The sequence below is a fragment of the Pantoea rwandensis genome (genome assembly GCF_000759475.1).
GTDB lineage: Bacteria > Pseudomonadota > Gammaproteobacteria > Enterobacterales > Enterobacteriaceae > Pantoea > Pantoea rwandensis_B.
This window is the reverse complement of sequence record NZ_CP009454.1, coordinates 1,556,488-1,581,023: the sequence shown is the minus strand read 5'-3', so window position 1 is coordinate 1,581,023 and position 24,536 is coordinate 1,556,488. Positions and strand designations below refer to the sequence as shown.

General features: G+C 51.7%; 20 protein-coding genes, 2 tRNA genes, 3 rRNA genes and 1 other annotated feature. Of the genes, 8 read left to right on the top strand and 17 right to left on the bottom strand.

Annotated features, from left to right (window positions below; genetic code table 11):
- Positions 1 to 25 precede the first annotated feature (25 nt).
- A complete protein-coding gene (locus tag LH22_RS20970; RefSeq protein WP_255530348.1) occupies positions 26 to 160 on the top strand; it encodes a hypothetical protein in 135 nt (44 codons plus the stop codon).
- 154 nt (positions 161 to 314) lie between these two features.
- Here LH22_RS20970 and rrf read toward each other — a convergent pair.
- From rrf to rluD, 8 genes are all read right to left on the bottom strand, one after another.
- Positions 315 to 430, bottom strand: a 5S ribosomal RNA gene (gene rrf, locus LH22_RS07200).
- Between the two features lie 103 nt (positions 431 to 533).
- Positions 534 to 3,440: ribosomal RNA gene (locus LH22_RS07195) — 23S ribosomal RNA — on the bottom strand.
- A 202-nt stretch (positions 3,441 to 3,642) separates the two neighbouring features.
- Positions 3,643 to 3,718 (bottom strand) — tRNA-Ala (locus LH22_RS07190).
- A 142-nt stretch (positions 3,719 to 3,860) separates the two neighbouring features.
- Positions 3,861 to 3,937 (bottom strand) — tRNA-Ile (locus LH22_RS07185).
- A 74-nt stretch (positions 3,938 to 4,011) separates the two neighbouring features.
- Positions 4,012 to 5,551 (bottom strand): 16S ribosomal RNA (locus LH22_RS07180).
- Together the 16S, 23S and 5S rRNA genes with 2 tRNA genes alongside form the textbook arrangement of a ribosomal RNA operon.
- Positions 5,552 to 6,025: 474 nt before the next feature.
- Positions 6,026 to 8,599: an ATP-dependent chaperone ClpB gene (gene clpB, locus LH22_RS07175; protein ID WP_038645252.1), complete on the bottom strand. Its 2,574-nt coding sequence runs from the start codon at positions 8,597 to 8,599 to the stop codon at positions 6,026 to 6,028.
- Between the two features lie 124 nt (positions 8,600 to 8,723).
- Entirely contained in the window at positions 8,724 to 9,449 is a 726-nt protein-coding gene (gene yfiH, locus LH22_RS07170) for a purine nucleoside phosphorylase YfiH (protein ID WP_038645249.1), read from the bottom strand.
- Entirely contained in the window at positions 9,446 to 10,426 is a 981-nt protein-coding gene (gene rluD, locus LH22_RS07165; RefSeq protein WP_034822248.1) for a 23S rRNA pseudouridine(1911/1915/1917) synthase RluD, read from the bottom strand. The genes yfiH and rluD overlap by 4 nt, the downstream gene beginning before the upstream one ends.
- A 130-nt stretch (positions 10,427 to 10,556) precedes the next feature.
- Here rluD and bamD point away from each other — a divergent pair, with 130 nt between their 5' ends.
- The 4 genes from bamD (at position 10,557) to pheA (ending at position 13,299) form a co-directional block, all read left to right on the top strand.
- The gene (gene bamD, locus LH22_RS07160) at positions 10,557 to 11,297 is read left to right on the top strand and encodes an outer membrane protein assembly factor BamD (RefSeq protein WP_034822246.1); all 741 of its coding nucleotides are present in this window, start codon (positions 10,557 to 10,559) and stop codon (positions 11,295 to 11,297) included.
- A 267-nt stretch (positions 11,298 to 11,564) separates the two neighbouring features.
- Entirely contained in the window at positions 11,565 to 11,891 is a 327-nt protein-coding gene (raiA, locus tag LH22_RS07155) for a ribosome-associated translation inhibitor RaiA (protein ID WP_034822244.1), read from the top strand.
- Positions 11,892 to 11,988: 97 nt separating this feature from the next.
- Positions 11,989 to 12,113 (top strand) — a sequence feature (Phe leader region).
- Positions 11,990 to 12,037, top strand: coding sequence for a pheA operon leader peptide PheL (pheL, locus tag LH22_RS20535; RefSeq protein WP_100703679.1), 48 nt, complete (start codon positions 11,990 to 11,992; stop codon positions 12,035 to 12,037). Its footprint overlaps the feature before it by 48 nt.
- Positions 12,114 to 12,135: 22 nt before the next feature.
- A complete protein-coding gene (gene pheA / locus LH22_RS07150; RefSeq protein WP_038645247.1) occupies positions 12,136 to 13,299 on the top strand; it encodes a bifunctional chorismate mutase/prephenate dehydratase in 1,164 nt (387 codons plus the stop codon).
- 33 nt (positions 13,300 to 13,332) lie between these two features.
- On the opposite strand, the gene tyrA is transcribed toward pheA, so the two are convergent.
- Together tyrA and LH22_RS07140 are read right to left on the bottom strand one after the other, a co-directional pair.
- Positions 13,333 to 14,454: a bifunctional chorismate mutase/prephenate dehydrogenase gene (tyrA, locus tag LH22_RS07145; RefSeq protein WP_038645245.1), complete on the bottom strand. Its 1,122-nt coding sequence runs from the start codon at positions 14,452 to 14,454 to the stop codon at positions 13,333 to 13,335.
- Between the two features lie 6 nt (positions 14,455 to 14,460).
- A complete protein-coding gene (locus tag LH22_RS07140; RefSeq protein WP_034822238.1) occupies positions 14,461 to 15,540 on the bottom strand; it encodes a 3-deoxy-7-phosphoheptulonate synthase in 1,080 nt (359 codons plus the stop codon).
- Positions 15,541 to 15,839: 299 nt separating this feature from the next.
- On the opposite strand from LH22_RS07140, the gene LH22_RS07135 reads away from it, so the two are divergent.
- Complete coding sequence (locus tag LH22_RS07135) at positions 15,840 to 16,361, top strand: GNAT family N-acetyltransferase (protein ID WP_038645242.1); 522 nt, start codon at positions 15,840 to 15,842, stop codon at positions 16,359 to 16,361.
- Positions 16,362 to 16,419: 58 nt separating this feature from the next.
- Here LH22_RS07135 and rplS read toward each other — a convergent pair whose 3' ends face one another.
- The 5 genes from rplS to ffh form a co-directional block, all read right to left on the bottom strand.
- Positions 16,420 to 16,770 carry a 50S ribosomal protein L19 gene (rplS, locus tag LH22_RS07130; protein ID WP_034822234.1) on the bottom strand — a complete coding sequence of 117 codons (351 nt, stop codon included), beginning with the start codon at positions 16,768 to 16,770 and terminating at the stop codon, positions 16,420 to 16,422.
- 43 nt (positions 16,771 to 16,813) lie between these two features.
- Entirely contained in the window at positions 16,814 to 17,578 is a 765-nt protein-coding gene (gene trmD / locus LH22_RS07125; RefSeq protein WP_045816445.1) for a tRNA (guanosine(37)-N1)-methyltransferase TrmD, read from the bottom strand.
- A gap of 35 nt (positions 17,579 to 17,613) precedes the next feature.
- Positions 17,614 to 18,162 (bottom strand): ribosome maturation factor RimM, encoded by a 549-nt coding sequence (gene rimM / locus LH22_RS07120; RefSeq protein ID WP_034822227.1) that lies wholly within the window; start codon positions 18,160 to 18,162, stop codon positions 17,614 to 17,616.
- A gap of 18 nt (positions 18,163 to 18,180) precedes the next feature.
- Positions 18,181 to 18,429 carry a 30S ribosomal protein S16 gene (gene rpsP / locus LH22_RS07115; protein ID WP_007893313.1) on the bottom strand — a complete coding sequence of 83 codons (249 nt, stop codon included), beginning with the start codon at positions 18,427 to 18,429 and terminating at the stop codon, positions 18,181 to 18,183.
- A 142-nt stretch (positions 18,430 to 18,571) separates the two neighbouring features.
- Positions 18,572 to 19,933: a signal recognition particle protein gene (gene ffh / locus LH22_RS07110; protein ID WP_034822223.1), complete on the bottom strand. Its 1,362-nt coding sequence runs from the start codon at positions 19,931 to 19,933 to the stop codon at positions 18,572 to 18,574.
- Positions 19,934 to 20,099: 166 nt separating this feature from the next.
- Between ffh and LH22_RS07105 the strand changes: the two genes are divergently transcribed.
- Together LH22_RS07105 and LH22_RS07100 are read left to right on the top strand one after the other, a co-directional pair.
- On the top strand, positions 20,100 to 20,894 hold the full coding sequence (locus tag LH22_RS07105) for a cytochrome C assembly family protein (protein ID WP_038645240.1): 795 nt from the start codon (positions 20,100 to 20,102) through the stop codon (positions 20,892 to 20,894).
- 13 nt (positions 20,895 to 20,907) lie between these two features.
- Positions 20,908 to 22,194: an HlyC/CorC family transporter gene (locus LH22_RS07100; RefSeq protein ID WP_038645238.1), complete on the top strand. Its 1,287-nt coding sequence runs from the start codon at positions 20,908 to 20,910 to the stop codon at positions 22,192 to 22,194.
- A gap of 55 nt (positions 22,195 to 22,249) precedes the next feature.
- Here the strand turns inward: LH22_RS07100 and luxS are convergent, their stop codons facing one another.
- Positions 22,250 to 22,765, bottom strand: coding sequence for an S-ribosylhomocysteine lyase (gene luxS / locus LH22_RS07095; protein ID WP_034822217.1), 516 nt, complete (start codon positions 22,763 to 22,765; stop codon positions 22,250 to 22,252).
- A 149-nt stretch (positions 22,766 to 22,914) separates the two neighbouring features.
- Positions 22,915 to 24,519: a glutamate--cysteine ligase gene (gene gshA / locus LH22_RS07090; RefSeq protein WP_038645236.1), complete on the bottom strand. Its 1,605-nt coding sequence runs from the start codon at positions 24,517 to 24,519 to the stop codon at positions 22,915 to 22,917.
- Positions 24,520 to 24,536 lie beyond the last annotated feature (17 nt).

Below are 24,536 nucleotides of genomic sequence, written 5' to 3'. Positions count from 1 at the left end.
ATTAGCTGATTTACTGGATGAATATGTGATTGCGCTGGCCAGCAATGAGAAATCAACGATCGACCGGCCTCTTCCTGATATTAATCAGCCGGTTAAGGTTGCTGATTTTATCGAAATAATCAGCCGGTTAAGGTTGCTGGTTTTATCGAAAACTGGCTGAAAAAGGCCCCTAAGCGGGGAGGTGTTTGCAGGACTGGCTGAATTTCAGACGTAAAATCTCCTGGCTACAGACGTAAGAAAAACCTGGACTATCCCCTGGCTACAGACGGAAAAAAACCCTGAACTTGCGTTCAGGGTTTCTTCACTTGTTTGATGCCTGGCAGTTCCCTACTCTCGCATGGGGAGACCCCACACTACCATCGGCGCTACGGCGTTTCACTTCTGAGTTCGGCATGGGGTCAGGTGGGACCACCGCGCTAAAGCCGCCAGGCAAATTCTGTTATTCACGCCGTGACAAAAGTCACCACGCGAACCAATCCGTTCGAACAAAGCTGAAAATCTGTTGCGTCTCTCAAAAACGCCTCTGGCGTTGTAAGGTTAAGCCTCACGGGTCATTAGTACCGGTTAGCTCAATGCATCGCTGCACTTACACATCCGGCCTATCAACGTCGTCGTCTTCAACGTCCCTTCAGGACTCTCTGGGAGTCAGGGAGAACTCATCTCGGGGCAAGTTTCGTGCTTAGATGCTTTCAGCACTTATCTTTTCCGCACTTAGCTACCGGGCAATGCCATTGGCATGACAACCCGAACACCAGTGGTGCGTTCACTCCGGTCCTCTCGTACTAGGAGCAACCCCCCTCAATTCTCCAGCGCCCACGGCAGATAGGGACCGAACTGTCTCACGACGTTCTAAACCCAGCTCGCGTACCACTTTAAACGGCGAACAGCCGTACCCTTGGGACCTACTTCAGCCCCAGGATGTGATGAGCCGACATCGAGGTGCCAAACACCGCCGTCGATATGAACTCTTGGGCGGTATCAGCCTGTTATCCCCGGAGTACCTTTTATCCGTTGAGCGATGGCCCTTCCATTCAGAACCACCGGATCACTATGACCTGCTTTCGCACCTGCTCGAGCCGTCACTCTCGCAGTCAAGCTGGCTTATGCCATTGCACTAACCTCCTGATGTCCGACCAGGATTAGCCAACCTTCGTGCTCCTCCGTTACTCTTTGGGAGGAGACCGCCCCAGTCAAACTACCCACCAGACACTGTCCGCAGCCCGGATCACGGGCCTACGTTAGAACATCAAACATTAAAGGGTGGTATTTCAAGGTTGGCTCCACGCAGACTGGCGTCCACGCTTCAAAGCCTCCCACCTATCCTACACATCAAGGCTCAATGTTCAGTGTCAAGCTATAGTAAAGGTTCACGGGGTCTTTCCGTCTTGCCGCGGGTACACTGCATCTTCACAGCGATTTCAATTTCACTGAGTCTCGGGTGGAGACAGCCTGGCCATCATTACGCCATTCGTGCAGGTCGGAACTTACCCGACAAGGAATTTCGCTACCTTAGGACCGTTATAGTTACGGCCGCCGTTTACCGGGGCTTCGATCAAGAGCTTCTCCTTGCGGATAACCCCATCAATTAACCTTCCGGCACCGGGCAGGCGTCACACCGTATACGTCCACTTTCGTGTTTGCACAGTGCTGTGTTTTTAATAAACAGTTGCAGCCAGCTGGTATCTTCGACTGGCTTCAGCTCGGGGAGCAAGTCCCTTCACCTACGCGCCAGCGTGCCTTCTCCCGAAGTTACGGCACCATTTTGCCTAGTTCCTTCACCCGAGTTCTCTCAAGCGCCTTGGTATTCTCTACCTGACCACCTGTGTCGGTTTGGGGTACGATTTCGTGTTACCTGGAGCTTAGAGGCTTTTCCTGGAAGCAGGGCATCAGTTACTTCACCACCGTAGTGACTCGTCATCACACCTCAGCGTTAAAAAGAGTCCGGATTTACCTAAACTCTCCGCCTACATGCTTAAACCGGGACAACCGTCGCCCGGATAACCTAGCCTTCTCCGTCCCCCCTTCGCAGTAACACCAAGTGCAGGAATATTAACCTGCTTCCCATCGACTACGCTTTTCAGCCTCGCCTTAGGGGTCGACTCACCCTGCTCCGATTAACGTTGAACAGGAACCCTTGGTCTTCCGGCGAGCGGGCTTTTCACCCGCTTTATCGTTACTTATGTCAGCATTCGCACTTCTGATACCTCCAGCAAACCTCACAGTTCACCTTCAACGGCTTACAGAACGCTCCCCTACCCAACAACACATAGTGTCGCTGCCGCAGCTTCGGTGCATGGTTTAGCCCCGTTACATCTTCCGCGCAGGCCGACTCGACCAGTGAGCTATTACGCTTTCTTTAAATGATGGCTGCTTCTAAGCCAACATCCTGGCTGTCTGTGCCTTCCCACATCGTTTCCCACTTAACCATGACTTTGGGACCTTAGCTGGCGGTCTGGGTTGTTTCCCTCTTCACGACGGACGTTAGCACCCGCCGTGTGTCTCCCGTGATAACATTCTCCGGTATTCGCAGTTTGCATCGGGTTGGTAAGCCGGGATGGCCCCCTAGCCGAAACAGTGCTCTACCCCCGGAGATGAGTTCACGAGGCGCTACCTAAATAGCTTTCGGGGAGAACCAGCTATCTCCCGGTTTGATTGGCCTTTCACCCCCAGCCACAAGTCATCCGCTAATTTTTCAACATTAGTCGGTTCGGTCCTCCAGTTAGTGTTACCCAACCTTCAACCTGCCCATGGCTAGATCACCGGGTTTCGGGTCTATACCCTGCAACTTAACGCCCAGTTAAGACTCGGTTTCCCTGCGGCTCCCCTATACGGTTAACCTTGCTACAGAATATAAGTCGCTGACCCATTATACAAAAGGTACGCAGTCACCTGACAAATCAGGCTCCCACTGCTTGTACGTACACGGTTTCAGGTTCTGTTTCACTCCCCTCGCCGGGGTTCTTTTCGCCTTTCCCTCACGGTACTGGTTCACTATCGGTCAGTCAGGAGTATTTAGCCTTGGAGGATGGTCCCCCCATATTCAGACAGGATACCACGTGTCCCGCCCTACTCTTCGAACTCACAGTAAGTGCATTTTTGTGTACGGGAGTATCACCCTGTACCCTGCGACTTTCCAGACGCTTCCACTAATGCACAAACTGATTCAGGTTCTGGGCTGCTCCCCGTTCGCTCGCCGCTACTGGGGGAATCTCGGTTGATTTCTTTTCCTCTGGGTACTTAGATGTTTCAGTTCCCCAGGTTCGCCTCGCAACACTATGTATTCATGTTGCGATGATGCACAGAGTGCACCGGGTTTCCCCATTCGGACATCGTCGGCTGTAGCGGTTCATATCACCTTACCGACGCTTTACGCAGATTAGCACGTCCTTCATCGCCTCTGACTGCCAGGGCATCCACCGTGTACGCTTAGTCGCTTAACCTCACAACCCACAGGCGTTTTACAACGCATGCAGACTGCAAGCATTTGAGAGACTCGAACACATCGTTTATTCATTCTTATTACGGAGAATGAACGCGACGTGTCGTTTCAATTTTCAGCTTGTTCCGGATTGTTAAAGAGCATAATACTTCGCAGCACACCGTTGCCGGTACGCTCTGAAGTATTGTTTTGAGTCACTGTAATGGTGGAGCTAAGCGGGATCGAACCGCTGACCTCCTGCGTGCAAGGCAGGCGCTCTCCCAGCTGAGCTATAGCCCCATACAGTTACTGCAGAGACCACTACTACCACTCACCAGGAGTTCCGCTTTTTCAAACGGTAATTTCTTTTCAGGCAAGTAAAAGGGTCGCGACGTATAGTGAGCTATACGAGCGGCGCTTTAACGCAGCATGAGAAGAAATTTGGTAGGCCTGAGTGGACTTGAACCACCGACCTCACCCTTATCAGGGGTGCGCTCTAACCACCTGAGCTACAAGCCTGTAGAGGTTTTTTCTGCTCGTTACTTTTCTATCAGACAATCTGTGTGAGCACTGCGCGGGAAGGTATCTTCAGGTAAGGAGGTGATCCAACCGCAGGTTCCCCTACGGTTACCTTGTTACGACTTCACCCCAGTCATGAATCACAAAGTGGTAAGCGCCCTCCCGAAGGTTAAGCTACCTACTTCTTTTGCAACCCACTCCCATGGTGTGACGGGCGGTGTGTACAAGGCCCGGGAACGTATTCACCGTAGCATTCTGATCTACGATTACTAGCGATTCCGACTTCATGGAGTCGAGTTGCAGACTCCAATCCGGACTACGACGCACTTTATGAGGTCCGCTTGCTCTCGCGAGGTCGCTTCTCTTTGTATGCGCCATTGTAGCACGTGTGTAGCCCTACTCGTAAGGGCCATGATGACTTGACGTCATCCCCACCTTCCTCCAGTTTATCACTGGCAGTCTCCTTTGAGTTCCCGGCCGAACCGCTGGCAACAAAGGATAAGGGTTGCGCTCGTTGCGGGACTTAACCCAACATTTCACAACACGAGCTGACGACAGCCATGCAGCACCTGTCTCAGCGTTCCCGAAGGCACTAAGGTATCTCTACCGAATTCGCTGGATGTCAAGAGTAGGTAAGGTTCTTCGCGTTGCATCGAATTAAACCACATGCTCCACCGCTTGTGCGGGCCCCCGTCAATTCATTTGAGTTTTAACCTTGCGGCCGTACTCCCCAGGCGGTCGACTTAACGCGTTAGCTCCGGAAGCCACGCCTCAAGGGCACAACCTCCAAGTCGACATCGTTTACGGCGTGGACTACCAGGGTATCTAATCCTGTTTGCTCCCCACGCTTTCGCACCTGAGCGTCAGTCTTTGTCCAGGGGGCCGCCTTCGCCACCGGTATTCCTCCAGATCTCTACGCATTTCACCGCTACACCTGGAATTCTACCCCCCTCTACAAGACTCTAGCCTGCCAGTTTCGAATGCAGTTCCCAGGTTAAGCCCGGGGATTTCACATCCGACTTGACAGACCGCCTGCGTGCGCTTTACGCCCAGTAATTCCGATTAACGCTTGCACCCTCCGTATTACCGCGGCTGCTGGCACGGAGTTAGCCGGTGCTTCTTCTGCGGGTAACGTCAATCGCCAAGGTTATTAACCTTAACGCCTTCCTCCCCGCTGAAAGTACTTTACAACCCGAAGGCCTTCTTCATACACGCGGCATGGCTGCATCAGGCTTGCGCCCATTGTGCAATATTCCCCACTGCTGCCTCCCGTAGGAGTCTGGACCGTGTCTCAGTTCCAGTGTGGCTGGTCATCCTCTCAGACCAGCTAGGGATCGTCGCCTAGGTGAGCCATTACCCCACCTACTAGCTAATCCCATCTGGGCACATCCGATGGTGTGAGGCCCGAAGGTCCCCCACTTTGGTCCGAAGACGTTATGCGGTATTAGCTACCGTTTCCAGTAGTTATCCCCCTCCATCGGGCAGTTTCCCAGACATTACTCACCCGTCCGCCACTCGTCACCCAAGAGCAAGCTCTCTGTGCTACCGTTCGACTTGCATGTGTTAGGCCTGCCGCCAGCGTTCAATCTGAGCCATGATCAAACTCTTCAATTTAAAGTTTGATTTGCTGCAACAAGTGCAGCGATGCTCATCTGTAAAACGTCATAATGAATTTCATTATGTGTTCACTCGTGAGACTTGATATTTTTTACGTCCGGAGACGCTGATATCAATCCTGCGAGTGCCCACACAGATTGTCTGATAAATTGTTAAAGAGCGGTGCAATCAGCGCCTTAAGCTGCTGTTGCGAGGTGGCGTATATTACGCTTTCCTCCTTCAGAGTCAAACGTTTTTTTCAGCGTTTTTCTCCGGCGGGATGAATTTCTTCACTCCCTGCTGAGCCGTCTGCGTTGCCGCTTTGCCGTCTCAGTGGTGGCGCAGTATAGGGATTTCTGATGGACTGACAAGCGTTAATTTAAAGTTTTTGCACGACCGCTCACTCTTTAACCCAAACGTTGCAAAATCGACCTAAATCTTGTGAAACACCATAAAAAAACGGGCCCGCAGGCCCGTTAAAGTCACATCGCATTACTGATGCGCCACAATAATGTCGTCTTTTACATCCATCTCAATGGTTTTACCCGGGATAAAAGCACCAGAAAGAATCTTCTGCGCCAACGGGTTTTCGATCTGCTGTTGGATAGCGCGTTTTAATGGGCGCGCACCATAAACGGGATCGTAACCATTTTCGCCAAGCAGTTTCAGCGCAGCATCAGAGATATGCAATTGATAACCACGCTCCTCGAGACGCTGATACAACCGCTGCAGCTGAATCTGCGCGATGGAGGCAATGTGCTGTTCTCCCAATGGATGGAACACCACCACCTCATCAATACGGTTAATGAACTCAGGGCGGAAATGCGAACCTACCACCGTCATCACCATATCTTTCATTTCCGGATAGTCCAACGCACCGAAACGTTCCTGGATCAGATCAGACCCAATGTTAGAGGTCATAATGACCACGGTATTACGGAAATCGACCGTGCGTCCCTGGCCATCGGTCAAACGCCCATCATCCAATACCTGCAACAAGATGTTGAAGACATCCGGGTGAGCCTTTTCGACTTCATCCAGCAGAATCACAGAATAAGGGCGACGACGAACAGCTTCTGTCAGATAACCACCCTCTTCATAACCGACATAGCCCGGAGGAGCACCCACTAAACGTGACACCGAGTGTTTTTCCATAAACTCGGACATATCAATACGCACCATGGCATCGTCGCTGTCGAACAAGAAGTTAGCCAGCGCTTTACTCAGTTCGGTTTTACCAACACCGGTTGGTCCGAGGAACAGGAACGAGCCAATGGGACGATTAGGATCGGACAGACCCGCACGACTACGACGAATCGCATTCGATACTGCATCAACAGCTTCGTTCTGGCCAATCACGCGCGCATGCAGCTCTTGCTCCATTCGCAGCAATTTCTCACGCTCGCCTTCCATCATTCGTGCCACTGGAATGCCGGTCCAGCGCGCTAGCACGTCGGCAATTTCCACATCTGTTACGCGGTTACGTAACAGTTTCATGGTTTTACCTTCTGACTGCGTGGCAATAGCGAGCTGCTTTTCCAGCTCTGGAATTTTGCCGTATTGCAGTTCAGACATTTGCCCCAGGTCACCAGTACGTCGCGCCTGCTCCATCGCCAGACGAGCCTGCTCCAGTTCCGCCTTAATGTTCTGCGTACCCGTCAGAGAGGCTTTTTCCGCTTTCCACTCTTCTTCCAGTTCAGCGTATTCACGCTCTTTCTGATCGAGTTCCGTTTCCAGCATCTCCAGACGTTTGATACTGGCATCGTCCGACTCTTTCTTCAGCGCCTGCTGTTCCAGCTTTAACTGGATGATGCGGCGCTCCAGACGATCCAACGATTCCGGTTTCGAATCCATCTGCAAACGAATGCTTGATGCTGCCTCATCGATCAAGTCAATGGCCTTATCTGGCAACTGGCGATCGGAGATATAGCGGTGCGACAGCGTTGCTGCAGCCACAATTGCCGGATCCGTAATCTGCACATGGTGGTGCAGTTCATAGCGCTCTTTCAGGCCTCGCAGAATAGCAATGGTGTCTTCTACACTCGGCTCAGCCACAAAGACTTTCTGGAAACGACGCTCCAGTGCGGCATCTTTTTCAATGAACTGACGATACTCATTCAGCGTGGTGGCACCAACGCAGTGCAACTCACCGCGCGCTAATGCAGGTTTCAGCATGTTACCGGCATCCATCGCACCATCGGCTTTACCCGCACCGACCATGGTGTGCAGTTCGTCGATAAACAGAATAACGTTGCCTTCCTGTTTTGCCAGATCGCTCAGCACACCTTTCAGGCGCTCTTCGAATTCGCCGCGATATTTAGCGCCCGCCACCAGCGCTCCCATGTCCAGTGCTAACACGCGACGGCCTTTCAGGCCTTCGGGCACTTCACCATTGATAATGCGCTGCGCTAACCCTTCGGCAATCGCGGTTTTACCCACGCCGGGCTCCCCAATTAATACCGGGTTGTTTTTAGTACGGCGCTGCAAAACCTGAATGGTGCGACGAATCTCTTCATCACGACCAATTACCGGATCTAACTTGCCCAGTTCGGCGCGCTCAGTCAGATCGATGGTGTATTTTTTTAAAGCCTGACGCTGATCTTCAGCCCCTTGATCGTTCACGTTCTCTCCTCCCCGCAATTGCTCGATGGCCTTGGTGAGTTTTTCGGTGGTTGCACCGGCAGACTTCAATAGGTCCGCCAGCGAACCACGAGAGTCGAGGGCCGCCAGAACAAATAATTCAGATGATATAAAGTTGTCGCCGCGCTTTTGCGCGAGTTTGTCGCACAGATTAAGAGCCCGAATGAGATCGGCTGAAGGCTGTACGTCGCCATCCGTACCTTCTACCTGCGGCAGTCGGTTGATAGCTTGTTCGATGCTGGTACGCAGACCAGCCACATCGGCACCTGCTGCGCTAAGCAACGGACGCACCGATCCGCCTTCCTGATTGAGCAACGCGCTCATCAAATGAAGGGGTTCAATGAATTGATTGTCGTGTCCCAGGGCAAGGGACTGAGCATCGGCAAGGGCCAACTGGAATTTATTAGTAAGACGATCCAGACGCATGATTCCTCCAATACAGGTCAAAATGCTACTGGAGATTAAATGAGGTCATCCCTCAAATATTTCAAGGTTAATGACCTGTGTTGCGAACAAAAAATACGCTACTGGATCGTCTTGCGGCGTAAGATTATCTCAGCCAAATCAAAGTTGCCATACGCCCGGTGATTCCATCTCGTCGGTAGGAGAAAAAATCATTGGCTTCGGTGAAAGTGCAACGCTGTGAACCACTGATAGAATGCACTCCCGCGGCCTGAAGCCGCTGACGCGCTAACTGCCAGATATTCGCAAAATATTTGTCACCAACCGGGCGAAAAGCCGCATCGGCTTGTACATCGTGCGCCAAAAAGGCTTCTCGCACCTCTGCACCAACTTCAAATGCCTGAGGGCCGATGGCGGGTCCAAGCCAGACGTGGATCTCACGGGCTGGTGAGCGAAACTGCTGCAGCGTCTGTTCCAGCACGCCGTTACACAGACCACGCCAGCCAGCGTGAGCAGCGGCCACTTCACTGCCATCATCACTGCAAAACAACACCGGCAAGCAATCTGCCGTCATGATGGCGCAAACGACGCCGGATTCGCGGGTGATGGCCGCATCAGCATTGGGTAATAACTCGTCCGCAGGCAAACGTACAACGTCCTGGCCATGCACCTGATTAAGCCACTGCGGCATGGCGGGCAGCAGCGTATCTTTCAAATGCTGACGATTTTGCAAGACATGCGTTTCAGCATCGCCAACGTGCGCCCCAAGATTCAGCGAATCCCAGGGCGCAGCGCTCACACCGCCATGTCGCAAGGTGGAACATGCCTGAACGCGCTGCGGTGCAGGCCAGTCAGGAATGATCCACTCACTCATAGCCAATCCATTTGATCACGGAACTCATGAGTATCGGCTTTCAACGCGTCAATCAGGTCGACCATGTCTTGCGGCAACGGCGCATGCCATTCCATCTCAATACCGGTGATGGGATGGTAAAGACGCAGCATGGTGGCGTGCAGAGCCTGACGGTCAAAACCGCGCAGCGCAGCAATGAACGCATCGGATGCACCTTTAGGCGGACGCGGACGGCCGCCGTAAAGCGGATCACCCACTAATGGATGGTTGATATGCGCCATGTGCACACGAATCTGGTGAGTACGACCCGTTTCCAGACGCAGACGCAGACGCGTATGAGCACGGAAATGCTCCATAATGCGATAATGCGTGGTTGCGGGTTTACCCATAGGGTGTACCGCCATGTGCGTGCGTTTGGTGGAGTGACGCGCCATCGGCTCATTAACCGTGCCGCCTGCCGTCATGGTGCCAATCGCAACCGCTTCATATTCACGGGTAATCTCGCGCAGCTGCAGCGTTTCCACCAGGTGCGTCTGAGCGGGAACGGTCTTCGCCACCACCATCAAACCGGTTGTGTCTTTATCAAGACGATGGACGATCCCGGCACGCGGGACGTCGGCAATCGGTGGGTAATGGTAAAGCAGCGCATTCAGGACCGTACCATCCGGATTACCTGCCCCAGGATGCACCACCAGGCCACGCGGTTTGTTGATGACCAGAATATCATCGTCTTCATAAACGATGTTCAGGGGAATGTTTTGCGCTTCCCAGCGCTGCGCTTCTTCGATTTCAGCATCGATAGACACCTGCTCACCGCCGAAAACTTTCTCTTTCGGTTTATCGATGATAGTGCCGTTGACGCTGACGCGACGCTCAAGGATCCATTCTTTTATGCGGGAACGTGAATAATCAGGGAACAATTCCGCCAAAGTCTGATCTAAGCGTTGTCCAAGCTGTGCTTCGGACACCGTTGCGGTGAGTTGAACTTGTTGTGCCATATACAGCTTCTTCGTTAACGTTGGGTTTTCACGGCGATGCCGTTTAATATAATGTGCTATCGTACCAGGTCATAACCGGGAGCTATACGGACAGCTTCCGCTACAACACTTTGAGGATAATCATTTCGTCATGACGCGTATGAAACATCTGGTGGCTGCTGCCACATTGAGCCTGAGCCTGGCTCTGGTGGGTTGTTCCGGCTCATCGGATCCCGTTCCGGACAGCCCGCCATCTGAAATTTACGCTACAGCCCAGCAAAAGCTGCAGGACGGTAACTTTAAAGCGGCGATTAAGCAACTGGAAGCACTGGATAACCGCTACCCGTTTGGCCCTTATTCGCAGCAAGTACAGCTGGATTTAATCTACGCGTATTACAAAAATGCCGATCTGCCACTGGCGCAAGCCGCTATCGCTCGCTTTATGCGCCTGAATCCGACTCATCCAAACATCGATTACGTCATCTATATGAAAGGCCTGACGGATATGGCGTTGGATGACTCTGCACTGCAGGGCTTCTTCGGTATCGATCGTTCAGATCGTGATCCGACGCACGCTCGTGATGCTTTCCGTGACTTCTCCCAGTTACTGCGCAGCTATCCGAACAGCCAGTATGCTGAGGATGCGCAGAAACGTTTAGCCTACCTGAAAGAGCGTCTGGCGAAGTATGAACTCTCGGTGGCGCAATTCTATACCAAGCGCGGGGCCTATGTCGCCGTTGTTAACCGTGTTGAAGGGATGATGAAAGATTTCCCTGATACTGAAGCGACACACAAAGCGCTGCCGCTGATGGAAAATGCCTACCGCCAGCTGCAGCTGACGGCAGAAGCGGACAAAGTGGCGAAGATCATCGCGACCAATAATCAGTCCTGATTTTGCCACCATTAAAAAAGCAGCCTTAATGGCTGCTTTTTTTTGCCGAAAATTCAGCCATATTGCTGATTCTACGCTGCGGTTAACTCATCAATCTTGCTCTTTTCATCCCTGCCCTTCAAGCATTTTCGGCGATTTTATGAGCCTTTCTCACAATTCATTGGCATTGACAAAAAGTGACATTTCAATGTGATCCGAATCACACTTTTTCCTGATTTACGCGGTATGCTGGTCCTACCCAGACGGAAATGACAGAGAGGTTTAACTATGATTCTGAACATTACCAGCAAACAAATGGAAATCACTGCGGCTATCCGCAACCATGTCGAAGACCGTCTCGCCAAGCTGGAAAAGTGGCAAACTCACCTGATAAATCCGCACATCGTGTTATCGAAAGAGCCGAAAGAATTCGTGGCTGATGCCACCATTAACACACCTAACGGCACGCTGGTTGCCAGCGCGAAACACGAAGATATGTACACGGCTATCAACGATCTGATTGCCAAGCTGGAGCGACAACTTAATAAGGCGCAGCACAAACCTGAAGCGCGCCGCGCAACCAGCAGTATGAAAGATTTCACACCTGCGGGATAAATAGACCTTTTCCAGTAACGCGCCTGCGGGCGCGTTTTTTATTGACAGCTTTAAATCACTGCGGTTACTCTCAATCCACTTTATTGCTGGAATCACACATGAAACATCTACCGTTCTTCTTCGCATTCTTTTTTACCTTCCCCTGATTGGGAGGCGATTCGTCATGTGAAAATGAATGCGAAGACGAACAACAAAGCCTCCCAAACGGGAGGCTTTTTTATTGGACATTTTACAGGTGAGCCCTATGAATCCCGAAAATCCACTGCTGGCATTACGCGATAAGATCAGCGCCGTTGATGAAAAGCTTTTAACGCTGTTATCTGAACGCCGTTCGCTGGCGGTTGAAGTGGCGCAAGCAAAGCTCGCGACCCATCGCCCTATTCGCGATGTTGAGCGTGAACGCGCTCTGCTGGAAAATCTGATCTCACTCGGTAAAAAGCATCAGCTTGATGCACACTACATTACCCGCCTGTTCCAACTGGTGATTGAAGATTCGGTGCTGACTCAGCAAGCGCTGCTGCAGAAAAACTTAAACCATCCGCACGCGCACGCACCACGCATTGCATTTCTGGGTCCTAAAGGTTCGTACTCTCACCTCGCAGCACGTAAATACGCCACACGTCATTTTGATTCAATGGTTGAGATGGGCTGTCTGAAATTCCACGACATCATCCATCAGGTGGAGAGTGGTCAGGCAGATTACGCCGTGATGCCGATCGAAAATACCAGCTCAGGCTCGATTAACGACGTCTATGACCTGTTGCAGCAGACGACGCTCTCCATCGTTGGCGAGCTGACCATCCCTATCGAACACTGTGTGCTGGTCAACGGCAATACCGACTTACAGCAAATAGAAACGGTTTATAGCCATCCTCAGCCATTCCAGCAGTGCAGCCAGTTCATCAATCGTTTCCCACAATGGAAAATCGAATATACCGAAAGCACCGCAGCGGCAATGGAAAAGGTCGCGGCGATGAATTCACCAAAAGTGGCGGCTCTGGGCAGTGAAGCGGGCGGTGAGCTGTATGGTCTGCAGGTGTTAGAACGGAATTTAGCTAACCAGCAACAAAACCATACCCGCTTCATTGTGCTGGCACGTAAGCCGATTGAAGTTTCTGGCCAGGTACCAGCCAAAACCACATTGATTATGGCTACCGGTCAGCAAGCTGGTGCACTGGTTGAGGCTCTGCTGGTGCTGCGTAATCATAATCTGATCATGAGTAAACTAGAAAACCGCCCAATTAACGGCAACCCATGGGAAGAGATGTTTTACATTGATGTGCAGGGCAATCTGCAATCGGAGAACATGCAGCTGGCGTTGAAAGAGCTGCGTGATTTGACGCGCTCTCTGAAAGTACTCGGCTGCTATCCGGGTGAAAATGTTGTTCCGGTGGAACCGCGACTGTAAATGAAAAAGGCATCCTTGCGGATGCCTTCTCTTTTATTGCCGGCTATCGTTAGCCGAACGCAACATGCTTCGGCTCTCTACCAGAAAGCGTTGAGCGTAATCGCCAAACCAATGCGCGACACCTTCAAAACTCTTGATGAACGCCTGTTTATCACCCTGCTCCAGCAATTTGATTGCATCACCAAAGCGCTGGTAATAACGCTTAATCAGCGCCAGATTACTCTCCGAAGACATGATGATGTCTGCGTAAAGCTGTGGATCCTGAGCAAACAGTCGACCAACCATCGCCAGTTCCAGGCGATAAATCGGTGAGGACAGCGCCAACAGTTGATCCAGGTTGACGTTCTCTTCCGCTAAATGCAAACCATAGGCAAAAGTGGCAAAGTGACGCAGCGCCTGGATAAAGGCCATGTTCTGGTCATGCTCGACCGCGCTAATGCGATGTAAGCGCGCGCCCCAAACCTGAATCTGCTCAAGGAACCACTGGTAGGCCTCCGGCTGACGGCCATCACACCACACCACCACCTGCTTCGCCAGGCTACCGCTATCCGGGCCAAACATGGGATGCAAACCGAGCACAGGGCCGGTATGCGCCGCCAGCATCGCCTGCAATGGGCGATTCTTCACCGATGCAAGATCAACCAGAATGCAGTCTTCCGGCAGTGTTGGTAATTCGGCGATGATCTGCTCAGTCAGATGGATTGGCACACTGATGATGACCATGCCCGCATCTTTGAGTAGCTCTTCAGAACGATCCCAATCGCCCTTGTCCAGAATACGGACCTGGTAACCTGACAGATTGAGCATCTTTTCAAACAAGCGCCCCATCTGGCCACGCCCACCAACAATCACCACCGGGCGCAGCGTCGGACAGAGTGTTTTGAAGCCTTTGTCGTTTTCATGCGCATAAGACTCACGCATCAGGCGACGTAAGACATCCTCAATCAGATCCGGCGAAACGCCGAGCACTTCAGCTTCCTGACGACGTGAAGCCAGCATGCTGGCTTCACGTTCTGGCACATAAATCGGCAAACCATAACGGCTTTTGACCTCACCTACTTCAGCTACCAGCTCAAGGCGTTTGGCTAATAGCCCAAGCAGGGCTTTATCGACTTCATCAATTTGATCGCGTAGCGCGGTCAGTTCAGCCACCATGACTCTTTATTCCTCGTGTGACAGACGTGCCGACAGCACTCCCTGCAGATCCTGATGGATTTCACGCAGCAAGGTTTCCGTGGTTTCCCAGTTGATGCAGGCATCCGTGACGGAAACACCGTACTTCATTTCGCTACGTGGCTGCTCAGAAGACTGATTGCCTTCGTGAATATTGCTTTCCAGCATCAGGCCAATAATGGAACGATTTCCATCTTTAATCTGCGCAATAGCCGATTCGGCTACACCAGGCTGACGGCGGTAGTCTTTATTAGAATTACCATGGCTGCAATCTATCATTAAGGCTGGACGCAGTCCCGCTTTCAGCATCTCTTTTTCACACTGCGCAACATCTTCAGGGCCGTAGTTAGGCGCTTTCCCACCACGCAGGATCACGTGGCCATCCGGGTTGCCTTGGGTCTGTAACAGGCAAACCTGTCCCGCCTGATTGATGCCGACAAAACGGTGCGGCATCGCGGCGGCGCGCATGGCGTTGATCGCCGTGCCCAGGCTGCCATCAGTGCCGTTTTTGAAGCCGACAGGCATTGATAAACCAGAAGCCATCTCGCGGTGTGTTTGCGACTCAGTAGTACGGGCACCGATCGCAGACCAGCTAAACAGATCGCCGAGGTATTGGGGGCTGTTAGGATCCAGCGCTTCAGTTGCCAGCGGCAGGCCCATTTCCACCAGGTTCACCAGCAGCTGACGCGCAATGTGCAGCCCGGCTTCCATATCAAATGAGTTGTTCATGTAAGGATCGTTGATCAGCCCCTTCCAGCCAACGGTGGTACGGGGTTTTTCAAAATAAACGCGCATAACGATGTACAGCTGATCCTTTAACTGTGCAGAGAGAGTTTGCAGCTGACGAGCGTATTCAAGTGCCGCTTCGGTATCGTGGATTGAACAAGGACCACAGACCACCAGCAGGCGCGGATCGCGGCCAGCAATAATATCGGCAATAGTCTGGCGAGAAGCGGCAATCTGCGCTTCTTGCGCCGCAGTGAGCGGGAATTTCGCTTTCAGCTCTTGCGGGGTAATTAAAATCTGTTCGTCGGCGATATGGACATTGTTCAGCGCGTCTTTCTGCATGATGGCGATCCTTTTTACTCGTTTATGCGGTTTGGGATCCTCACTGAGGATGGCGCTTACTGTACCACAACATGTACATCTTGCAATCCATGAATGTACACTTTTATTACCACTATTGATGAATACCATGAAAACAAAACAATAAACACATTAAATACATGTAGTTAATTAAATAACATCCATATAACGCAAAGCAGTTTATGTAAACTATATTTTACACTGTGCTTTTATTGAAAAAATACCAACACCCTCTTTTTCCATTAACATTTTGTTATTCATCGTTTTCCCAGGATCTTAGGATGCCCACTTTCAACATCACCCTACGTCCTTTCGTTATACAAGATGCTGGCGCCTTTACTGCGGCGGTCAATCAGTCTCTCAACAGCCTGCTGCCATGGATGGTGTGGGCGCATCACGATTATCGGGAAGAGGAAGCTGCTAGCTGGATTAATTTCACCCATCTGCAGCGCAGAAACGGTGAAGCGGAAGAGTTCGCCATTGTCGATAGCAATGATCGGTTACTCGGCGGCGCAGGCATCAGATTCGCACAGCGGCCTGGGGAATTTAGTGCATTAGGCTATTGGGTTCGCAGCGATGCGCAAAGGCAAGGTGTCGCAACACATGCAGTGGCTCAATTGGTGGACTTTGGCTTCGAGCACGCGCATATCCCCTTACTGGAGATTATCGCTGCTGAGGAGAATCATGCCAGCCGTGCCGTGGCATTGCGCAGTGGGTTTGAGTTTATCGATTACCGCTATGGTTTAATCATTCTTGATAGCGGTCCAGTGAATAGCGCGATTTACCATCTTAAGCGGCCATAAAAAAAAGGGGCTGGCCCTTAGGCCAACCCCTTGTTTGCTATTAACTTTGGGATGTCGCTTACGCGCCCAGACGCTCTTTGATACGAGCTGACTTACCGGTACGCTCACGCAGGTAGTACAGTTTGGCTTTACGTACAGCACCACGACGTTTGACAGAAATGCTGTCAATTACCGGAGAGTGAGTCTGGAAGACACGCTCAACGCCTTCGCCGTTTGAAATCTTACGAACAGTGAATGCAGAGTGCAGACCGCGGTTACGAATAGCGATAACCACGCCCTCGAATGCCTGCAGACGTTTCTTAGAACCTTCAACGACCCATACTTTCACTTCCACGGAATCACCCGGACGGAATGAAGGTACGTCCTGCTTCATCTGCTCTTGTTCAAGTTGCTTGATAATGTTGCTCATAATTAAATCTCTATATCCTGGGTAAACTGATAGTCAGGGAAGATTACTCTTCCACCTGATGGTTTTGTTGCTGCTGATGTTCCCGTTGGAACTCATTTAGCAACCGTGCTTGCTCTTCAGTCAGAGCCAGGTTTTCCAGAAGTTCAGGTCTTCTTAGCCAGGTACGGCCTAGCGACTGTTTCAGGCGCCAGCGGCGAATATCGGCATGGTTGCCCGACAGTAAGACTGGCGGAACCTCCATCCCTTCTAACACTTCAGGTCGGGTGTAGTGCGGGCAATCCAGTAAACCATCCGAGAACGAATCCTCATCGGCTGACGCCTGCTTGCCCAATACGCCGGGGATAAACCGGGCGACTGAATCAATCAACGTCATGGCTGGTAGCTCACCACCACTGAGTACGTAATCACCGATTGACCATTCTTCATCAATCTCAGTGTGAATCACGCGCTCATCAATCCCTTCATAACGACCACACACCAGAATCAACTTCTGGTTGGTCGCCAGTTCGCAAACGCCCTGTTGGTCCAGTTTGCGACCCTGAGGTGAAAGATAAATCACCCTGGCACCTTCTCCCGCCGCCGCTTTCGCTGCGTGGATAGCATCCCGTAAGGGTTGCACCATCATCAACATTCCCGGTCCGCCGCCGTAAGGACGTTCATCCACGGTACGGTGCCGGTCGTGCGCGAAGTCACGAGGACTCCAGCTTTGAATGTTGAGCAGGCCATTTTTTACTGCCCGGCCAGTTACCCCGTACTCGGTAATAGCGCGAAACATCTCTGGAAACAGGCTAATAACACCAATCCACATCGCGTTCGCCGTTACGTTACCGGATTGTCCGGAGATCAAAAACCAGGATCCCAATCTACTTCAATCGTGCCAGTAGAGAGATCGACTTTCTTGATAACCTGTTCATCAAGAAACGGGATTAACCGCTCTTGAGCACCGAATGCATCTTTCAGGTTTGCCTTAACGACGAGAACGTCGTTCGAACCGGTTTCCATCAAATCAATGACTTTGCCCATTTCGTAACCGTCGAGGTTTACCACTTTGCAACCCATAAGGTCTTTCCAGTAGTAATCACCCTCTTCCAGCGCTGGCAGCTGAGCAGAATCAACCGTAATTTCGCAATTGGTTAACTGTGCCGCAGCGTCCCGATCGTCAATGCCTTTGACTTTGATGATCAGGTCCTGATTGTGGTGCTTCCAACCTTCCAGTTCGACCTGCTGCCATTTACCGGCGCGCTGGATGAACCAAGGTTGGTAGTCGAAGATGCTTTCAGCGTCTTCAGTGGAGGAAAACACTTTGAGCCAACCTCGAATGCCGTAAGCGGCCCCCATTTTCCCCAATACAATTGGGTTAACGAGAGGCTGTGCGGCAGGTTTAATGCTCATGCTAACCACCGTGACAGATTAAGCTGCTTTTTTTGCTTCTTTGATCAGCGCGTTAACGCGATCAGAAAGCGTTGCGCCCTGGCCAACCCAGTGCTCAATACGGTCCAGATCCAGACGCAGACCTTCAGCCTGACCAGAAGCGATCGGGTTGAAGAAACCTACGCGCTCGATGAAACGACCATTACGCGCATTGCGGCTGTCAGTAACGACGACCTGATAGAACGGACGCTTTTTCGCGCCGTGACGTGCCAAACGAATTGTAACCATAACATCCTCATTAGTTAATAAAGCGCTCGGGCTCCATCGAGGGATGGAACCCGAGCGCAATATAAAAAGCCCGAAAATTTTACTCATTTTGGCGAAAAAAGCAACCTGAGCGTGTTAATTTTCTGGCTGTGTGCCGCTCGCCTTAGCGACCGGGGAATCCGGGCGGCATCATACCTTTCATGCCACGCATCATTTTGGCCATGCCACCCTTCTTCATTTTCTTCATCATGCGCTGCATGTCGTCGAACTGTTTCAATAAACGGTTAACGTCCTGCACCTGCATACCTGAACCGGTGGCAATACGGCGCTTGCGTGAGCCCTTGATGATTTCCGGTTTCTGACGCTCTTTGGTGGTCATCGAATTGATGATCGCCTCCATACGCACCAGCACTTTGTCATCCATCTGCGACTTCACGTTGTCTGGCAACTGACCCATGCCCGGCAGCTTACCCATCAGGCTGGCCATGCCGCCCATGTTGCGCATCTGCTTCAGCTGGTCGAGGAAGTCATTGAGATCAAAACCATCACCGGTTTTGAGTTTCTTCGCCAGCTTCTCCGCCTGTTCGCGGTCAACTTTGCTCTCGATATCTTCGATCAGCGACAGTACGTCGCCCATGCCGAGGATGCGTGAGGCGATACGGTCTGGATAAAACGCTTCCAGTGCTTCCGTCTTCTCACCCATACCCATGAATTTAATCGGCTTGCCGGTGATATGACGAATTGAAAGCGCTGCACCACCGCGCGCATCACCATCCACTTTCGTCAGAATCACACCCGTCAGAGGCAGCGCTTCATTGAAGGCTTTTGCCGTGTTTGCCGCATCCTGACCGGTCATGGCATCGACCACAAACAAGGTTTCCACCGGATTGATCGCGGCGTGCACCTGTTTGATCTCGTCCATCATCGCTTCATCAACGTGCAGACGACCGGCGGTATCCACCAGCAGCACGTCGTAGAATTGCAGCTTCGCTTCTTTCAGGGCGTTCTTAACGATGTCGACAGGCTTTTGGCTCAGATCGGAAGGACAGAAGTCCACGCCAACCTGCTGCGCCAGTGTTTCCAACTGTTTAATCGCCGCCGGGCGATAAACGTCGGCAGAAACCACCAGCACTTTCTTCTTATGTTTCTCGCGCAGGAACTTACCCAGCTTCGCCACGCTCGTGGTTTTACCCGCACCCTGCAGGCCCGCCATCAACACCACAGCCGGCGGCTGTGCGTTCAGATTGAGCGCATTATTTTCTGCACCCATTGCCGCAACCAGCTCGTTGCGAACAATTTTGATAAATTCCTGGCCAGGCGTCAGGCTTTTGTTTACATCCTGCCCTACCGCCGCTTCTTTCACGCGGTTGATGAACTCGCGCACGACCGGCAGCGCAACGTCCGCTTCCAGCAATGCCATGCGCACTTCACGCAAGGTGTCTTTAATGTTGTCTTCGGTCAGCCTTCCGCGGCCGCTGATGTTGCGCAGGGATTGCGACAAACGATCGGTTAAATTATCAAACATGCTCTCTCACTTAGGACCGTAGCGAGGCCGCCTGGGCGGCACAATGCGGCGGATTATAGCACGAAGCCACAGCGATCTCTGCAATTGACCTTCAGATCGTTTGGAGCCTGATGCAGCTGGCGCTATACTGGTTTTTTCCTTATCTGACCGACACCTGAAAGGATCTATGTTCGTTTTCGCGATCGTGGCGCTGTTCGCCTACTCCCTCAGTCTTGCATTGATTATCCCCAGCCTGCTGAAACGCAACGGTGGCTGGCGTCGTTTTGCCGTGCTTTCTGCTTGCGTCGCGTTGATCGCCCATGCGGTTGCACTGCAACAACGCATTTTTGCCGTCGATAACGGACAAAACCTCAGTCTGCTAAACATCGGTTCGCTGGTGAGTCTGCTGATATGCGCGATCATGACCATCGTCGCATCGCGCAATCGCGGTTGGTTACTGCTGCCGATTGTCTACGGCTTTGCCTTGATTAACCTCGCCTTCGCCACCTTTGTGCCGAATGCCTTTATTACCCATCTCGAAACCACGCCGGGCATGATGATCCATATTGGCCTGTCGCTGTTTGCCTACGCCACGCTGATTATCGCAGCACTGTATGCGCTGCAGCTGGCATGGATTGATTACCAGTTAAAAAATAAGAAACTGGCTTTCACCCAGGATATGCCGCCGCTGCTGAGTATTGAGCGTAAGATGTTTCATATCACGCAAATTGGTGTAGTGCTGTTGACGCTGGTGCTGTGCACCGGGCTGTTCTTCATGCATAACCTGTTTAGCGCGGAGAATGTCGATAAAGCGGTACTGTCCATTCTTGCCTGGTTTGTTTATATCGTTCTGCTCTGGGGACACTATCACGAGGGCTGGCGCGGACGTCGCGTCGTCTGGTTTAACTGCGGCGGTGCACTGCTGCTGACCATGGCCTACTTCGGCAGTCGCGTGCTTCAGCACCTGCTTACTTCTCACTAAAGGAATTTTTGCGTTGGAACATGTTTCAACCACCACGCTGATCGTTACGCTGGTCATCATGGTGCTGGTCTCTGCGTACTTCTCCGGTTCAGAGACCGGCATGATGACGCTCAATCGTTATAAATTGCGCCACAAAGCCAAAAGCGGTAATCGCGCGGCTCGTCGTGTCGAAAAACTTTTACGTCGTCCTGATCGCTTAATCAGCCTGGTGCTGATAGGCAACAACCTCGTGAATATCCTGGCTTCCGCATTGGGTACCATTGTCGGTATGCGTCTTTACGGCGATGCGGGTGTGGCAATTGCCACCGGGATCCTGACTTTTGTGGTGCTGGTGTTTGCTGAAGTGCTGCCGAAAACCATTGCGGCGCTTTACCCCGAAAAAGTTGCCTATCCCAGCAGTGTGCTGCTAGCGCCGCTGCAGTATGTGATGTTGCCTTTGGTCTGGCTGCTCAACACCATTACCCGCATTCTGATGCGCATGGTTGGTATCAAAACGGAAGGCTCCATTAGTTCAGCCCTGAGTAAGGAAGAACTGCGTACCATTGTCTATGAGTCACGCTCACTGATGTCACGTCGTAATCAGGACATGCTGCTGTCGGTGCTGGATCTGGAAAAGGTCAGCGTTGATGACATCATGGTGCCACGCAATGAAATTGTCGGCATTAACGTCAACGACGACTGGAAATCGATTGTCCGCCAACTGAGTAACTCGCCGCATGGCCGGATCGTGCTGTTCCGCGATTCGCTGGATGATTCTGTTGGCATGCTGCGCGTGCGTGAAGCCTGGCGCATGATGACCGAGAAGAAAGAGTTCAACAAAGATCGCCTGCTGCGCGCCGCTGATGAAATTTATTATGTGCCGGAAGGTACACCGCTGAATGTTCAGCTGGTGAAATTCCAGCGTAATAAGAAGAAAGTCGGCTTAGTGGTCGATGAATATGGTGACATCAAAGGACTGGTGACCATTGAAGACATTCTGGAAGAGATTGTGGGCGACTTTACGACGTCTATGTCTCCCTCGCTGGCGGAAGAAGTAATGCCGCAGAATGATGGCTCAGTGCTGATTGAAGGCAGCGCCAACGTGCGTGAAATCAATAAAGCCTTCAACTGGACGTTACCCGAAGACGAAGCACGCACCATCAATGGCATGCTGCTGGAAGCGCTGGAAGAGATTCCGTTGGTCGATACATGCGTGAAAATCGGTAAGTACGATGTGGATATTCTCGACGTGCAAGACAACATGGTGAAGCAGGTGCGCATTACCCCGCATCATCCGCTGAAATCCTCCATCGGTTCCTGAAGCCAAAAAAAACGCCGCGAACATCGCGGCGTTTTCATTTCTGCTCAGACAGGCACTAGATGTGCAGCTCTTTCAGCTTCTCAGCCGGCAGTTTCAGATCTTCGTTACGGTTCACGCCAATCTCATGCGCCAACACGTTACGCGCAATCTGCTGCGCTTCGTCGAGTGAGTGTAGCTTGTAGCTACCACACTGGTATTCATTCAGTTCCGGGATCTGGCTCTGTTCTTTCACTTTCAGAACATCTTCCATCGCCCCTTTCCACGCTTTCGCTACGCGCTGCTCGTCTGGTTCACCAATCAGGCTCATGTAGAAGCCGGTGCGGCAGCCCATTGGCGAGATATCAACGATTTCCACGCCATCACCATTGAGGTGATTACGCATAAAGCCAGCGAACAGGTGCTCCAGCGTATGGATGCCGCGCTCAGTCAGAATATCGATATTCGGACGGCAGAAACGTAGGTCAAAAACGGTGATGGTATCGCCATGCGGAGTGTTCATGGTTTTTGCAACGCGCACAGCGGGTGCACCCATGATGGTGTGATCAACAGTAAAACTATCCAGTAGTGGCATACGTCACCTCCTGTTTTGAGATTTTTTTTAAAACGATGAAACTTTTCCGTTCGCCCAACGTCTGAATATATGAAAGACGCGCATTTGTTATCATCATCCCTGACAACAGAGATGTTAATTTTGGCCACAATGATGTGGCCATTTTCTTTTTAGCCTTCGCGACCTGCCAGATAACTTTCGAAATCCAGCGTATCACTCTGTTCCAGCTTTTCCTGCGCCTGCACCGATTCCAACGCCTGACGACTAAAGTCATCTTCGGTCAAAATCTCTAACGGCTCTTCACACAGCAGATGACGATACTGTTCAGCCAGTGCCACACCTGCGCCGGTTAAGCCATTTTCTTTGATGGCATGCAGAATACGCGCTGAATAGGTTAGCTCAGGATCATCAAACGATGCCACCAGTTGATCACAAACCTGTTGATATTGCGTGCTGCCATAATTGCTGTCGAGCACCTCGGCAACACGACGAAGATCGGCAAACAGGGCTTTACCCACATCAACCAGCGGATGTTCTGTATCGCTACAACCTACACCAATCACCTGGCCCGGCTTACGTCCTTCCATAACCACGCGGTTCCAGTTTTTACGGCTGCATAACAGCTCGTCAGAACTCATCTCAGGAGCATCCGCCAGGGTACACCAAATCAGGAACAGGTCGAGGAAACGCGCCTGATTAGCGTCCACGCCAATGGCAGAGAACGGGTTGATATCCAGAGAACGCACTTCGATGTACTCGATACCACCGCGTAATAATGCATCAGAAGGCGCTTCGCCCGAACGAGTCACACGTTTTGGACGAATAGGTGCATACAGTTCGTTTTCAATCTGCAACACGTTGGTGTTCAGTTGCAGCCAGTTGCCGTCTGCATCTTTGGTGCCCATGGCCGCATACTCTTCTGACGGCGTCTTGATCGCCGCTTTCAGCGCAGCAACGTAACCGTCGAGCGAGTTAAAAGTGATGCCCAAACCACTTTGCGACTTGTTGGTGTAGCCTAAATCACTGAGGCGCAGCGAAGTAGCATACGGCAGCCACAAGGTGCCTTTGCCGTCCGTTTCAAAGGGTAATTTGCTTTCACGTCCCTGCAGGAACGATGAACAGATCGCTGGAGATGCACCGAACAGATAAGGGATCACCCAACCAAAACGATAATAGTTGCGGATCAAACGCAGATATCCGGCAGAAATGGTCTCTTTGCCGCTTTCCGCATCTTTTACATCCGCCCACTCCTGCCAGAACGACAGTGGCAGCGAGAAGTTATAATGCACACCTGAGATAATCTGCATCAGTGCGCTGTAGCGATTTTTCAGTCCCTGCCGATAGAGGGTTTTCATCTTACCGACATTAGAGCTGCCATATTGCGCCAGCTCGATGCTATCAACATCTTCAACATAACCCGGCATACTGAACGGCCACATACGTTCCTGACCTAACTCTCGCGCAGTGTGGCGGTGAATATCACGCAGGAAAGCCAGTGACCGATCAATGCTTTGATCGACAGGCGTAATGAACTCCAGCAGCGTTTCGGCAAAATCAGTGGTAATCCAACTGTGCTTCAGCGCTGAACCCAGGGATTCAGGATGTCCGGTGGTTGCCAGGTGACCATTTGGATTAACGCGCAAAGTCTCGCGTTCAATGCCACGGCCGATACCCTTCAACGCGTCGGGATGCGCTTCCAACCAGGAAAGCGCTTTTGATACGTCCGGGATCACATTAACCTCCCGCTGTGCGAATAATTTATTTTTGTTCAGCATAATGTTAACCGTAGCCT

What these genes read in the sequence shown, in the direction of transcription:
- clpB (WP_038645252.1), bottom strand. Translation starts at nt 8,599, where the DNA reads ATGCGTCTGGATCGTCTTACTAATAAATTCCAGTTGGCCCTTGCCGAT.
- yfiH (WP_038645249.1), bottom strand. Translation starts at nt 9,449, where the DNA reads ATGAGTGAGTGGATCATTCCTGACTGGCCTGCACCGCAGCGCGTTCAG.
- rluD (WP_034822248.1), bottom strand. Translation starts at nt 10,426, where the DNA reads ATGGCACAACAAGTTCAACTCACCGCAACGGTGTCCGAAGCACAGCTT.
- bamD (WP_034822246.1), top strand. Translation starts at nt 10,557, where the DNA reads ATGACGCGTATGAAACATCTGGTGGCTGCTGCCACATTGAGCCTGAGC.
- raiA (WP_034822244.1), top strand. Translation starts at nt 11,565, where the DNA reads ATGATTCTGAACATTACCAGCAAACAAATGGAAATCACTGCGGCTATC.
- pheA (WP_038645247.1), top strand. Translation starts at nt 12,136, where the DNA reads ATGAATCCCGAAAATCCACTGCTGGCATTACGCGATAAGATCAGCGCC.
- tyrA (WP_038645245.1), bottom strand. Translation starts at nt 14,454, where the DNA reads ATGGTGGCTGAACTGACCGCGCTACGCGATCAAATTGATGAAGTCGAT.
- LH22_RS07140 (WP_034822238.1), bottom strand. Translation starts at nt 15,540, where the DNA reads ATGCAGAAAGACGCGCTGAACAATGTCCATATCGCCGACGAACAGATT.
- LH22_RS07135 (WP_038645242.1), top strand. Translation starts at nt 15,840, where the DNA reads ATGCCCACTTTCAACATCACCCTACGTCCTTTCGTTATACAAGATGCT.
- rplS (WP_034822234.1), bottom strand. Translation starts at nt 16,770, where the DNA reads ATGAGCAACATTATCAAGCAACTTGAACAAGAGCAGATGAAGCAGGAC.
- trmD (WP_045816445.1), bottom strand. Translation starts at nt 17,578, where the DNA reads ATGTGGATTGGTGTTATTAGCCTGTTTCCAGAGATGTTTCGCGCTATT.
- rimM (WP_034822227.1), bottom strand. Translation starts at nt 18,162, where the DNA reads ATGAGCATTAAACCTGCCGCACAGCCTCTCGTTAACCCAATTGTATTG.
- rpsP (WP_007893313.1), bottom strand. Translation starts at nt 18,429, where the DNA reads ATGGTTACAATTCGTTTGGCACGTCACGGCGCGAAAAAGCGTCCGTTC.
- ffh (WP_034822223.1), bottom strand. Translation starts at nt 19,933, where the DNA reads ATGTTTGATAATTTAACCGATCGTTTGTCGCAATCCCTGCGCAACATC.
- LH22_RS07105 (WP_038645240.1), top strand. Translation starts at nt 20,100, where the DNA reads ATGTTCGTTTTCGCGATCGTGGCGCTGTTCGCCTACTCCCTCAGTCTT.
- luxS (WP_034822217.1), bottom strand. Translation starts at nt 22,765, where the DNA reads ATGCCACTACTGGATAGTTTTACTGTTGATCACACCATCATGGGTGCA.
- gshA (WP_038645236.1), bottom strand. Translation starts at nt 24,519, where the DNA reads ATGCTGAACAAAAATAAATTATTCGCACAGCGGGAGGTTAATGTGATC.